The 12,194-nt window shown below is 62.3% G+C and carries 13 protein-coding genes; 3 read left to right on the top strand and 10 right to left on the bottom strand.

Annotation, left to right across the window (positions count from 1 at the left end; all coding sequences use genetic code 11):
* Positions 1 to 2,169, bottom strand: a 2,169-nt coding sequence (locus NPS46_RS24085) for an autotransporter outer membrane beta-barrel domain-containing protein (protein WP_274111683.1), incomplete at its 3' end; no start/stop codon positions are given.
* A 549-nt stretch (positions 2,170 to 2,718) separates the two neighbouring features.
* Here NPS46_RS24085 and NPS46_RS24080 point away from each other — a divergent pair.
* The 3 genes from NPS46_RS24080 to dxs all read left to right on the top strand — a co-directional run bounded on the left by NPS46_RS24080 (position 2,719) and on the right by dxs (position 5,865).
* The gene (locus tag NPS46_RS24080; protein WP_274111681.1) at positions 2,719 to 2,961 is read left to right on the top strand and encodes an exodeoxyribonuclease VII small subunit; all 243 of its coding nucleotides are present in this window, start codon (positions 2,719 to 2,721) and stop codon (positions 2,959 to 2,961) included.
* Positions 2,958 to 3,845 carry a (2E,6E)-farnesyl diphosphate synthase gene (gene ispA / locus NPS46_RS24075; RefSeq protein WP_274111679.1) on the top strand — a complete coding sequence of 296 codons (888 nt, stop codon included), beginning with the start codon at positions 2,958 to 2,960 and terminating at the stop codon, positions 3,843 to 3,845. Before NPS46_RS24080 ends, ispA begins: the two co-directional genes overlap by 4 nt.
* A 121-nt stretch (positions 3,846 to 3,966) precedes the next feature.
* Positions 3,967 to 5,865: a 1-deoxy-D-xylulose-5-phosphate synthase gene (gene dxs / locus NPS46_RS24070; RefSeq protein WP_274111677.1), complete on the top strand. Its 1,899-nt coding sequence runs from the start codon at positions 3,967 to 3,969 to the stop codon at positions 5,863 to 5,865.
* A 99-nt stretch (positions 5,866 to 5,964) separates the two neighbouring features.
* On the opposite strand, the gene NPS46_RS24065 is transcribed toward dxs, so the two are convergent.
* From NPS46_RS24065 to NPS46_RS24025, 9 genes are all read right to left on the bottom strand, one after another.
* A complete protein-coding gene (locus tag NPS46_RS24065; RefSeq protein ID WP_274111676.1) occupies positions 5,965 to 6,384 on the bottom strand; it encodes an MFS transporter in 420 nt (139 codons plus the stop codon).
* Positions 6,381 to 6,998, bottom strand: a complete 618-nt coding sequence (gene ribA / locus NPS46_RS24060) for a GTP cyclohydrolase II (RefSeq protein WP_274111675.1) — start codon at positions 6,996 to 6,998, stop codon at positions 6,381 to 6,383. The genes NPS46_RS24065 and ribA overlap by 4 nt, the downstream gene beginning before the upstream one ends.
* 117 nt (positions 6,999 to 7,115) lie before the next feature.
* Positions 7,116 to 7,853, bottom strand: a complete 738-nt coding sequence (locus NPS46_RS24055; protein ID WP_274111673.1) for a substrate-binding periplasmic protein — start codon at positions 7,851 to 7,853, stop codon at positions 7,116 to 7,118.
* Between the two features lie 9 nt (positions 7,854 to 7,862).
* Positions 7,863 to 8,366, bottom strand: a complete 504-nt coding sequence (locus NPS46_RS24050) for a phosphatidylglycerophosphatase A family protein (RefSeq protein WP_274111671.1) — start codon at positions 8,364 to 8,366, stop codon at positions 7,863 to 7,865.
* Positions 8,363 to 9,328, bottom strand: coding sequence for a thiamine-phosphate kinase (thiL, locus tag NPS46_RS24045; protein ID WP_274111669.1), 966 nt, complete (start codon positions 9,326 to 9,328; stop codon positions 8,363 to 8,365). Before thiL ends, NPS46_RS24050 begins: the two co-directional genes overlap by 4 nt.
* Before the next feature lie 18 nt (positions 9,329 to 9,346).
* Positions 9,347 to 9,847 carry a transcription antitermination factor NusB gene (nusB, locus tag NPS46_RS24040; protein WP_274111667.1) on the bottom strand — a complete coding sequence of 167 codons (501 nt, stop codon included), beginning with the start codon at positions 9,845 to 9,847 and terminating at the stop codon, positions 9,347 to 9,349.
* Positions 9,844 to 10,320, bottom strand: a complete 477-nt coding sequence (ribH, locus tag NPS46_RS24035; RefSeq protein ID WP_274111665.1) for a 6,7-dimethyl-8-ribityllumazine synthase — start codon at positions 10,318 to 10,320, stop codon at positions 9,844 to 9,846. Before ribH ends, nusB begins: the two co-directional genes overlap by 4 nt.
* Positions 10,321 to 10,411: 91 nt before the next feature.
* The gene (gene ribBA, locus NPS46_RS24030; protein ID WP_274111664.1) at positions 10,412 to 11,503 is read right to left on the bottom strand and encodes a bifunctional 3,4-dihydroxy-2-butanone-4-phosphate synthase/GTP cyclohydrolase II; all 1,092 of its coding nucleotides are present in this window, start codon (positions 11,501 to 11,503) and stop codon (positions 10,412 to 10,414) included.
* A 17-nt stretch (positions 11,504 to 11,520) separates the two neighbouring features.
* The gene (locus NPS46_RS24025; protein ID WP_274111662.1) at positions 11,521 to 12,183 is read right to left on the bottom strand and encodes a riboflavin synthase; all 663 of its coding nucleotides are present in this window, start codon (positions 12,181 to 12,183) and stop codon (positions 11,521 to 11,523) included.
* Positions 12,184 to 12,194 lie beyond the last annotated feature (11 nt).

Here is a 12,194-nt window from a genome sequence, read left to right as displayed (position 1 = left end):
GACGCGCGGCTCGACCAGCAGTTGCGGGTTGATCTGATAGGTGTAGCCACCGATCAGGTTCAGGCCCAGCAGGGTGCTGTCGTAGTCGGCCTTGGCCGTGGTACCGGCGATCTTGCGCTGGCCTTCGTTATCGTTCAGACCGTAGGTCAGGCTGGCGTCGGCGAAGTAGTTGCCTTGCTCGAAGCCGCCGTACAGGGTGAACGCGTGGCTATCGACCTTGGTTTTGTTGCCGGTCTTGCCGTTGACGTCGGTGTTCAGGAAGCTGTACGCCAGGCCCAGGGTCAACTGGTCGCTGACCTTGCCATCGGCACCCACGGCGATCCCGCGGCTGTAGGCGTTGTAGCCAGCGATGCCGTCACGCTTGCCTTGGGTAGCGTCGCTGTACAGCGATTGAACCCAGACACCGGTCTGCTTGAAGGTTTCACCCGAGGACTGGCCACGCGTCGAGCTGGTACGCGCGTTGGTGGTGTTGCTGATCAGGCTCTGGCTGGTCGTGGCCGCCTGGGAAGCGCCGCCATTGATTTCCGGGGTCATCTGCGCAGCAATCGCGGCAACCTGCTGGGCGTCGGCATTGACCAGCGCCTGGTAGAGCGGGTCGTTGGCGTTCAGGCGGCTCATCAGGCCATCGCGGCTGAAACTGGTCAAAGCCTGCAGGCTGTTGTTGCTGCCGCCCTGGCTGTTGATCAGGTCGCTCAACTGGTCGCTGTTCTTGGCGGTGACCTGGGCCACCACTTCGTTGTTCTCAACCTTGAACAGGTCGACATTGAGCAGGGCGGAGCTGCTGATCACGCTCAGACCGTTGTCTGTGAGGGTGCCAGCTTCGATCAGTTTGTAGGTGACGCCGTCGGCCTTGAAGTCGTTGCCCGAGGCACCCAGCTTGATCTGCGAACCTTCGGCGAACTCGGCGGTGCCGGTGACCGACAGTACGGCGGTATCAGGGTCGGTGACCGGGCTCAGGGTCATGCCCAGGGAGGAATCGGCCGCTACAAAAAGGTTGCCGTCAATGCTGGTATGGGCCTGGCCCAGTTCCAGATGTCCAGTGAAAGGCGTCGAGTCTTTTATGCCGCCGACAGCCACCCAACCGTTATTTTTCATACGGATGTTATAGCCGTCGGACGTGGTGTCGGTGCCGTTGAATACGGTATTACCGACGATATCGATAGCACTCAGATCGATCAGGTTGCCGGTGATTTTGCTGCCGTCCAGCGACACCAGGTTGACATTATGTGTGGCGTCTTCGGCATCGATGGCTTCGTCTTTGGAAATCAACTCACCGCTGTTGTGGATCACCAGTGGATCACCCGCTGCTGCGCCTTCGATCTCGAAGCCACCAATGAAAATGGCCGCGTCCTCGGCATCGATGGTGCCGGCGTTGATGACATGGGCGCCGGTGCTCTGGGTGAAGTTGGCGCCGTCGATCTGCAGGCCGGTCGCATCATCGCCCGTGGCAAGGATGGTGCCGTAGTTGTTCACGGAACTGAGGTTGACCTTCTCCGAGGTTTTCGCATTGGTGGTCAGGTCGATCGCCGTAGCACCACTACCCGTCACCTGGATCAGGCCGTAGTTCCTCAGGCCATGTTCAACAGTGGTGCCGGCGATGGAGATGCCCTTGGCATTGGTGCCCGAAGCGAGAATCTTGCCGCCGGGGCCGTTGGCCACACCGCCACCGATGGTGGTGGAGCCGGAGATATCCAGGGCGCGGACCGGATCGATGGTGCCGTTATCGTTGACCGGCTCGCCTGTAACACTCAGGGTGCCATCATTGATCACGCTGTCGCCGATTTCGGCCGGGTCGATCAGCAGTGCTGCGCCGCCATCGCCGACGATGGTGATGCTGCCCTTGTTGATCAGGTTGCCGCCGATTTTGTTCGGGGTCTTGGTGCTGTCGTCCTGATCCATATCGACGCCATCAGCAAACTCGCCATTGGCGTTGATGGTGGCATTGAGGATCAGGTCATTGGCCACGTCAATACCGTGCAGTTCAACGGCATCAACGTCGCTGTCGGTGCTGGTGAAGCTCCCGGTGATTTCCAGGTTGCCGGTATACACATCGGCGGTCTTGACCAGGCCGGTGTCTGTCAGCACCAGAGTGTCATCGGCGTAGGCCGGCAGAGCAGTGGCAGTGATTGCCAGTGCGAGAAGGGTCTTGCGGAACATAGCGGGGTTCACGAGCTCTTCCTTAAACAGCTTCTGATTGTCAGGTGCATCCATCCATTAATGCGGCTGCCAGATATGGCTAAGTGCCATGAACGGTGCGCGGCGATTCTATGAGAAGCCTTTTGAAAATGACAGGCAGGTTTGTGGTTAAGGGTTCTTTTACCTGCGCTTAACGCCGCACCCCCCGTAAATATTGGGTCAAGGCGTTGGCGTTATTTTTTTGGCAAAGCCGAAAAATGACAATTTAGCGGATTATTCCGCCATCCAATCCGCCAAGGCGCGATTTATCCAGGCGATTTGTCGCCAGTAATGTTGGCCCGGCAGCTGGCGACCGGTGTTTGAAGGCAAGGGGCTCACGTTAACCTAGGGTCAGCCTGCCGATTTCAACATTCGACGGCGCCTCCCGCACGTGTGGTCACTCATGCCGACACTGCCGCAAGGACGGCCCTCTGCGACAACTGGAGATCTCTTGAAAGACGACGTCAGCCGCCCCGTTCATTTGCCCCGAAGCCCTCTGTCTGCTAGTGTCGCGCCGGTTTAACGTCAACCGAGAACGCCACCATGGCCCGCAAAAAAGCTACCCTGGATTTCGAACAATCCCTCTCTGATCTGCAAACGCTGGTTGAGCGTCTGGAGAACGGCGAGCTGTCGCTGGAAGACTCGTTGACCGCCTTCGAACAAGGTATCCGCCTGACCCGCGAATGCCAGGGCGCCCTGGCCCAGGCCGAGCAAAAGGTGCAACTGCTGCTTGAGCGCGACGGCGAGTTGGCCGAAGAGCCCTTCGACGCGGAACAGGCCCAATGATCAAAGCCTACCAGGCCGCCAGCCAGGCCCGTGTCGATGCCGCGCTGCAACAGCTGTTCAGCGCACCGACCCCCGAACTGACTCGTCTCTACGACGCCATGCGCTACAGCGTGATGAATGGCGGCAAACGCGTGCGCCCGCTCCTGGCCTATGCCGCCTGCGAGGCCCTCGGTGGCGCGGCGGCGCAGGCTAATGGCGCGGCTTGCGCGGTGGAGCTGATCCACGCCTATTCGCTGGTGCACGATGATCTGCCGGCCATGGACGACGACGACCTGCGTCGTGGCCAGCCGACCACGCACAAGGCCTTCGATGAAGCCTGCGCGATCCTGGCCGGCGACGGCTTGCAGAGCCTGGCCTTCGATGCACTGCTCGACCCGAACCTGAGCGACCTCGACGCTGAAACCCGCCTGCGCATGGTCACCGCCCTGGCCCGCGCGGCCGGTCCGGCCGGCATGGTCGGCGGCCAGGCCATTGACCTCGGCTCGGTAGGGCTCAAGCTCGACCAGCAAGCCCTGGAATTTATGCATCGGCACAAGACCGGCGCCCTGATCGAGGCCGCCGTGTACCTTGGCGCCCTGGCCAGCGGCCGGGCTCGACCGGATGCGCTCGAGGCCCTGCAAACCTATGCCCAGGCCATCGGCCTGGCCTTTCAGGTCCAGGACGATATCCTCGACGTCGAAAGCGATACCACGACCCTGGGTAAACGCCAGGGCGCCGATATCGCCCGCGACAAACCCACCTATCCGGCACTGCTCGGCCTGGAAGCGGCCAAGGCCTACGCCCTGGAACTGCGTGACCAGGCGCTGCAGGCCGTGCGACCTTTCGACGCGGCGGCCGAGCCGTTGCGCGAACTGGCGCGTTATATCGTTGAACGCCGTAACTGATGGCGTGCACGACTGGCCAACCTGAGACTGTAATTGGCCAGTACGGCGCCAGACTGCGTGGGCAGCTTGCGATGCATAAGGTAAACTGCCGCCTCTCTTTATACCTATAACGATTCGCCTGATGCCCACGACGTTTCAAGAGTTCCCCCGCAAGCGCCCGACCACGCCCCTGCTCGACCGTGCCGCCACGCCGGCCGGCCTGCGCCGGTTGGGTGAAGCCGAGCTGGAAACCCTGGCCGATGAGTTGCGCCAGGAGTTGCTCTATACCGTCGGCCAGACCGGCGGGCACTTTGGTGCCGGCCTCGGGGTCATCGAACTGACCATCGCGCTGCATTACGTCTTCGACACCCCGGACGACCGGCTGGTGTGGGACGTCGGCCATCAGGCCTATCCGCACAAGATTCTGACCGGGCGCCGCGAACAGATGGCCACCCTGCGCCAGAAGGACGGCATCGCCGCCTTCCCGCGCCGCTCCGAAAGCGAGTACGACACCTTTGGCGTCGGCCACTCCAGCACCTCGATCAGTGCAGCGCTGGGCATGGCCATTGCCGCCCGCCTGCAAAACAGCGATCGCAAGGCTATCGCCGTGATCGGCGACGGCGCCTTGACGGCTGGGATGGCATTCGAGGCGCTGAACCACGCGCCGGAAGTCGATGCCAATATGCTGGTGATCCTCAACGACAACGACATGTCGATTTCGCGCAATGTCGGCGGGCTGTCCAACTACCTGGCCAAGATCCTCTCCAGCCGCACCTACGCGAGCATGCGTGAAGGCAGCAAAAAAGTGCTGTCGCGCCTGCCCGGCGCCTGGGAAATTGCCCGGCGTACCGAAGAGTATGCCAAGGGCATGCTGGTGCCCGGCACGCTGTTCGAAGAACTGGGCTGGAACTATATCGGCCCGATTGACGGCCACGACCTGCCGACCCTGGTCGCCACCCTGCGCAATATGCGTGACCTCAAGGGTCCGCAGTTTCTGCATGTGGTGACCAAAAAAGGCAAAGGCTTCGCGCCAGCGGAAGTCGACCCGATCGGCTACCACGCCATCACCAAGCTCGAACCCCTGGACGCCCCGGCCAGCGCCCCGAAAAAAGCCGGCGGCCCCAAGTACTCTGCGGTCTTCGGTGAATGGCTGTGCGATATGGCCGCCGCCGATCCGCGCCTGGTCGGGATTACCCCGGCCATGAAGGAAGGCTCCGACTTGGTGGCCTTCAGCGAGCGTTTCCCGCTGCGCTACTTCGATGTGGCCATCGCCGAACAGCACGCCGTGACCTTTGCCGCCGGTATGGCCTGCGAAGGCGCCAAGCCAGTCGTCGCAATCTATTCCACCTTCCTGCAACGCGGCTATGACCAACTGGTCCACGATGTCGCGGTGCAGAACCTCGATGTGTTGTTCGCCATCGACCGGGCCGGCCTGGTCGGTGAAGACGGCCCGACCCACGCCGGCAGCTTCGATCTGTCGTACCTGCGCTGCATCCCCGGCATGCTGGTGATGACGCCCAGCGACGAGAACGAGCTGCGCAAGATGCTCACCACCGGCCATCTGTATCCAGGCCCGGCCGCCGTACGCTATCCACGGGGCAGCGGCCCCAATGCGCCGATCGAAAAAGACCTGCACCCCCTGGAAATCGGCAAGGGCATCGTACGCCGCCAAGGCAGCAAGGTCGCCATTCTGGTCTTTGGCGTGCAATTGAGCGAAGCCCTGCAGGTGGCCGAGAAACTCGATGCAAGCGTGGTCGATATGCGCTTCGTAAAACCACTGGATGAACAACTGGTACGTGACATGGCCGCCAGCCATGCGCTACTGGTGACCATCGAAGAAAACGCCATCATGGGTGGCGCGGGTGCGGCGGTCAGCGAATTTATGGCGCGCGACAACCTGCTCAAGCCGATCCTGCACCTGGGCCTGCCCGATCTCTATGTCGAGCACGCCAAGCCGGCGCAGATGCTGGCCGAGTGCGGGCTGGATGCGGCGGGGATCGAAGCTTCGATCCGCGAGCGGTTGCGCCTGCTGGACCTCTGAATACGCTCAAATAGGGCCTTGATACCCTCGCAAAAAGCTCGCCCCTACAGAAATACAAAGGTTTCTGTAGGGGCGAGCTTTTTTGTGTGCCGTGACGACTTAGCCGAGTTGCCGAGGGATCCGGTAGAGGTAGAACAGTACCACCGTCGACAGCGCCAGCAGCATCAGCGGCACCGCCTCCAGACCGACAAAGACCGCCAGGGTCCCGATCCAGGTCGGGAGCGCCGCGGCAAGAAATGCCTTGCGCCGCACGTGGGCCAGTTCAATCCAGGCCGCAGGTTCTTCCGGGGTATCGAGCGCCTGGTGGGTGGCGATCAGGGCCCGCTTGTAGGCGCCGAAAAAACGCAGGCTGACAAACATCGAAGCCACTCCGGCGATAAAGAACGGCATCGCCAGCATCGGCATAACCGGGTCGGTCTTGCCGAACAGCCAGCTGGCAATAAACAGCGGCAACAGGGTCATAAACAACTGCTGCCACCAGCCGAAGGCCAGCCGCCGACGTACCTGACCACGCGTCACGCCCGGTCGACCTCGCCCTGATGTTCATTGCCCATCATGTGGCCGAGCTTGCCGGCCTTGGTCGCCAGATAGAGCTTGTTGTGCGGGTTGTGCCCGGTGTGCAGCGGCACACGCTCGGCGACGGTGATGCCCATGGCGGTCAGGGCATTGACCTTGCGCGGGTTGTTGGTCATCAGCCGCAGCGACTTGACCCCCAGATGCTCAAGCATCGGCAGGCAGATCCCGTAGTCACGCTGATCGGCGGCAAAGCCCAGGCGCTCATTGGCCTCGACCGTGTCGGCACCACCGTCCTGCAGCTCATAGGCGCGGATCTTGTTCAACAGGCCGATGCCGCGTCCTTCCTGGCGCAGATACAGCAGCACACCACGCCCTTCACGGGCAATGGCCTGCAGGGCCGCTTCCAGTTGCGAGCCGCAGTCGCAACGCTGGCTGAACAGGGCATCGCCCGTCAGGCACTCGGAATGCACACGACCCAGGACCGGTGCGCCGTCACTGACATCTCCCAGGCTGAGCACCACATGCTCACGCCCGGTGGCTTCTTCAAGAAAGCCATGCATGGTGAATTGGGCAAAAGGCGTAGGCAGCTTGGAAGCGGCGACAAAAACGACGGACACCGTGTGCTCCTGATTCAATATGAAGGGGGGTATTTCACAGAGGTCGGCATTGTAGCAGGAGCTTCCTACAGACGCTTAGGCTGAATTGTCGGTGATAAAGATCAAGAAGTTTGATTGCTATTGCGCGGGCGCTGCCGCGTCATCGAAGGGATAGGGCTGTTTCCAGCGGGCAAAAATGGCGCGCAACGCACCACTTTTCACCAATTCCCCCATGCGGCGATCGTAAAACGCTAGCAACGCACGGCCCCTGGGGTTGTCGGCAAACCCCAGGTACAAGGGCAGTTCGGCCAGATGGGAGCGACGATAACGGCTCGGCTCCGGCGCCTCATTCAGCACCGCGTCGACTTCGGCCAGGGCATCGATGTAGTAATCGGCCCGCCCATGCTGCAGCATCGGCAGAATGCCGCCCCGCCGCTGTACTTCACTAAAGTGGCGAACACCCGGCAGGTAGTCCTGGTATTCGTAGCCGCGCACCCAGGCCAGGCGATAGTCGCCAATGTTCTTCAGGTTCGGAACAGGGCTGCTGGCCAAGCCCAGGGCGTAGATATGATCGGTGTCGAAGTTCCAGTGGGGGTAAAGCGCCGTGTCGATTTCCTGATAATAGGAACCGACCCACGCATCGGCCTCACCGCGCTGCACCAGGCCGATAGAGCGGGTATAGGGTTCGCTACGAACCTGAACCGTGACGGATGGCTCGAAAATTTCGCGCAGAACGTCCCAGGCCAGGCCGCGACCATCCGCTTCGCTGTAGTCGACCCACGCCTCACTGGCTAGACGAATGTCTTTGGGCAGTTCGCTCGCCTGCGCGGCGCACAGTATCAGCCACAGCAGCACCCCCCACCACGCCTTGCGCATACCTGCTCCTCAAGTGAATAGCCAGACCAGCCCCTGCATGCCCAGCCAGGCAAAGACCCCGGCGAGTACATCGTCGAGCATGATGCCGACGCCGCCGTGCACATGGCGATCGATCCAGCGGATCGGCCACGGCTTGAGAATATCGAAGAATCGGAACATCAAGAAGCCGGCCAACAGCCAGTACCAACCTTCGGGCACCAGCCAGAGGGTGATCCACATGCCGACCATCTCGTCCCAGACGATCCCTTCGTGATCGTGCACCCGCAGATCGTCAGCGACTTTGCCGCACAGCCAGAAGCCGAACAAAATGGTGATGCCCAGCATCAGCCAGTAACCCCAGTCGGGCAGCATCTGCCACAGCGGGATAAACGGCAAGGCCACCAGCGAACCCCATGTGCCCGGAGCCTTGGGCAAGGTGCCAGAACCAAAGCCAAACGCCAGGAAATGCCAGGGATTACGCCAGACCGACGGCGGCACGAACTCGGCCGGAACCTGCTTGGGATGATCTGTCACGGTGTCTCCCGAAAATGTTGATAACCCCGGGTAAACGGGGTGATGTCCTGACCGTCTTCATCCAGCAGCGTGACGCCCGCGCCCGCCACGACCCGGCCCACCACCTGTACCGGCCAACCCTCGGCCAGCAGTGGTGCCAGTTGCGCGGGCGGCAGGGTAAAGGCCAGCACATAGTCGTCGCCGCCACTCAAGGCCGCATCTTGCGCCGCCGCCTGGCCAAGAAAGCTCAGCAGCGCACTCGACAGCGGCAGGCGGTGGCGCTCGACTTGCAAGGCGACCCGCGAGGCCAGGGCGATATGCCCGCAATCGGCCAGCAGGCCATCGGAGATATCCAGCGCCGCCGTGGCCTTGCCCCGCAAGGCCAAGCCCAGCGCAAACTGCGGTGCGGGCGACCAGTAGTGTGCCAGCAGGGGCTCGGCAATCGCCGGCACGGCTGTGCGCTGGCCCAGCACCAGGGGCAAGGCGCCAGCGGCATTGCCCAGTTCGCCGCCGACACACAACAGATCACCCGGCTGGGCACCGGCACGCGTCAGCGCCTGGCCCGTCGGTACGCTGCCGAACACGGTCACGGTCAGGCTCAACGGCCCGCGTGTGGTATCGCCGCCGACCAGGCGCAAGCCGCAGGCCTGGGCCATGCGGTTCAAACCCTGGGCGAACGCCTGCAGCCAGTCGGCCGCAACGGTCGGCAAGGTCAACGCAAGGGTGAAGGCCACGGGGGCAGCGCCCATGGCCGCAAGGTCACTAGCAGCCACTGCCAGCGCGCGCTGGCCGAGCAGAAAAGGATCGCAGGGGTCGGCGAAATGCACGCCGGCCACCAGGGTATCGGTGGAAACCGCCAACTGTTCGCCGGCGGGCACACTGAGCAGGGCACAGTCATCGCCAATCCCCAGGGCAACGCCCTCGCCGGCCTGCGCACAAGGCGCGGCGGCGAAGAAATTGCGGATCAGCTCAAACTCGCCCATGCCCGGTACAAGCGCGGATCAGCGCTTGAAAGCCTTCACTTCGGCTTCACGCAGGCGCGGGGCCAGCTTGTCGAGCACGCCGTTGACGAACTTGTGGCCGTCGGTGGAACCGTAGACTTTGGCCAGTTCGATCCCTTCGTTGATCACGACACGGTACGGTACGTCGACACGCTTGATCAGCTCCCAGGTGGACAGGCGCAGCACGGCCAGTTCAACCGGGTCGAGTTCGTCGATGGTGATGTCCAGGCAAGGCGCCAGGGCACTGTCGATCTCGGTCTTGCTCGCCGGCACGCCGTGCAGGATTTCACGGAAGTAGGCGCCATCAATATCGATGAAGTCGTTGTCGACCCGGAACTGGGCCTCGATTTCGTTCAACGAGTGACCAGCCATGTGCCATTGGTACAGCGCCTGGGTCGCCAGCTTGCGCGCCTCGCGGCGCTTGGCGCTCTTGGACGGCTTGCCGGTGTCCGCAGGCTTGGCGTCACGCGGGTTGAAACGATCGCTTTCGTCGCTAATCACTTGGCCTCCAACTGCGCCAGCAGGCTGACCATTTCCAGAGCGGACAGGGCAGCTTCAGCACCTTTGTTGCCGGCTTTAGTGCCGGAACGCTCGATGGCCTGCTCGATCGAGTCGACCGTCAGCACGCCAAAGGCAACCGGTACGCCGAACTCCATGGACACCTGGGCCAGGCCCTTGGTGCACTCGCCTGCCACGTATTCGAAGTGCGGAGTACCGCCACGAATCACCGCGCCCAGGGCGATGATCGCCGCGTATTGGCCTTGCTGGGCAACCTTTTGTGCCACCAGCGGGATTTCGAAGGCGCCCGGTGCACGAATGAGGGTGATGTCGCTTTCGCTCACGCCATGGCGAACCAGGGCATCAACGGCACCGCTCACCAGGCTTTCGACAACGAAGCTGTTGAACCGGCCAACTACCAGAGCATAGCGGCCTTTGGGGGCGATGAAGGTACCTTCGATGGTCTTCAGGGTCATTGGCATGTCTCGTATTAAAGAGCCAGGGCGCCCAGTTGGCGCCCTTGAGGGATAGAGTTACCGCGAATCCAGCACTGCAATCGGCAGGGCTTTATTCGGAGGGCACGTATTCTACAACTTCCAGATCGAAACCGGATATCGCATTGAACTTCATCGGCGAGCTCATCAGGCGCATTTTGCGCACGCCCAGGTCACGCAGGATCTGCGAACCGGCACCGACGATGCTGTAGGTGGTCGGTTTTTTCACCGGCGCCTGCTCCGAGGTTTCACGGATATGGGCCAGCACCGAGTCACCATCCAGTGGGTGCCCGAGCAACAGCACCACGCCGCTGCCGGCCTCTGCTACCGCGCTCATCGCCGCGCGCAGGCTCCAGCGCCCGGGCTGCTTGACCATCAGCAGGTCGCGCAACGGGTCCATGTTGTGCACACGCACCAGGGTCGGTTCTTCGGCGCAAATGGTGCCCAGGGTCAGGGCCATGTGCACATCGCCTTCCACCGAGTCACGGTAGGTCACCAGGTTGAAATGGCCCAGTTCGCTGTCCAGTGGCTGCTCGGCAATCCGCTGAACGGTACGTTCGTGGATCATCCGGTAATGGATCAGGTCGGCAATGGTGCCGATCTTGATGTTGTGCTCGGCAGCAAAGGTTTCCAGCTCGGCGCGACGGGACATGGTGCCATCGTCGTTCATCACCTCGCAGATCACCCCGGCCGGCTCGAAACCGGCCATGCGCGCGAGGTCGCAGGCCGCTTCGGTGTGCCCGGCACGCGCCAGGGTTCCGCCCGGCTGGGCCATCAGCGGGAAGATATGCCCCGGGCTGACGATATCTTCAGCCTTGGCGTCCTTGGCCGAGGCGGCCTGAACGGTACGCGCACGGTCGGCCGCGGAAATACCGGTGGTCACGCCTTCGGTGGCTTCGATGGACACGGTGAACTTGGTGCCAAAGCCGGAGCCATTGCGCGGCGCCATCAGCGGCAGCTTGAGCAGCTCGCAGCGCTCGCGGCTCATAGGCATGCAGATCAGGCCACGGGCGTGCTTGGCCATGAAGTTGATGTGCTCGGCCTTGCAGCACTCGGCGGCCATGATGACGTCGCCTTCGTTCTCGCGGTCTTCGTCATCCATCAAGATGACCATCTTGCCTTGGCGAATGTCTTCGACCAGTTCTTCAATCGTGTTGAGCGCCACGGGGCACCCCCTTTGCGTCAGGATTTGAGGTAGCCGTTGGCGGCCAGAAAACTTTCGGTGATGCCGCCCGCGCTCGGCTCCGCGGCCTTGTCACCGAGCAGCAGGCGCTCCAGGTAACGTGCCAGCAGGTCGACTTCGAGGTTCACCTGCCGGCCCGGCCGGTAGTCGGCCATGATGGTTTCGGACAGGGTATGGGGAACGATGGTCAGCTCGAACTCGGCGCCATTGACCGCGTTCACCGTCAGGCTGGTGCCGTCGACGGTGATCGAACCCTTGTGGGCGATGTATTTGGCCAGGTCCTTGGGCGCACGGACGCGGAACTGGATGGCCCGGGCGTTTTCTTCCCGGGCCACGATTTCACCGACACCATCGACATGGCCGCTGACCAGGTGCCCACCCAGGCGGGTAGTCGGCGTCAGGGCTTTTTCCAGGTTGACCCGGCTGCCGGTCTTGAGCTGATGAAAAGCGGTGCAGTCCAGCGTTTCACGGCTGACATCGGCCCAGAAGCCGTCGCCCGGCAACTCCACCGCCGTCAGGCAAACGCCATTGACCGCGATACTGTCACCCAGTTTGACGTCGCCCAGGTCGAGCTTGCCGGTTTCGACATAAACCCGCACATCTCCGCCTTTTGGGGTCAATGCGCGAATCGTGCCGATGGATTCGATAATGCCGGTGAACATAAAGTCCTCCT

The organism is Pseudomonas putida (assembly GCF_028682395.1).
In the GTDB taxonomy this organism is placed as follows: Bacteria; Pseudomonadota; Gammaproteobacteria; order Pseudomonadales; family Pseudomonadaceae; genus Aquipseudomonas; species Aquipseudomonas putida_AB.
This window is presented reverse-complemented; position numbering and strand designations above follow the sequence as displayed.

What these genes read in the sequence shown, in the direction of transcription:
- NPS46_RS24080 (WP_274111681.1), top strand. Translation starts at nt 2,719, where the DNA reads ATGGCCCGCAAAAAAGCTACCCTGGATTTCGAACAATCCCTCTCTGAT.
- ispA (WP_274111679.1), top strand. Translation starts at nt 2,958, where the DNA reads ATGATCAAAGCCTACCAGGCCGCCAGCCAGGCCCGTGTCGATGCCGCG.
- dxs (WP_274111677.1), top strand. Translation starts at nt 3,967, where the DNA reads ATGCCCACGACGTTTCAAGAGTTCCCCCGCAAGCGCCCGACCACGCCC.
- NPS46_RS24055 (WP_274111673.1), bottom strand. Translation starts at nt 7,853, where the DNA reads ATGCGCAAGGCGTGGTGGGGGGTGCTGCTGTGGCTGATACTGTGCGCC.
- thiL (WP_274111669.1), bottom strand. Translation starts at nt 9,328, where the DNA reads ATGGGCGAGTTTGAGCTGATCCGCAATTTCTTCGCCGCCGCGCCTTGT.
- ribH (WP_274111665.1), bottom strand. Translation starts at nt 10,320, where the DNA reads ATGACCCTGAAGACCATCGAAGGTACCTTCATCGCCCCCAAAGGCCGC.
- NPS46_RS24025 (WP_274111662.1), bottom strand. Translation starts at nt 12,183, where the DNA reads ATGTTCACCGGCATTATCGAATCCATCGGCACGATTCGCGCATTGACC.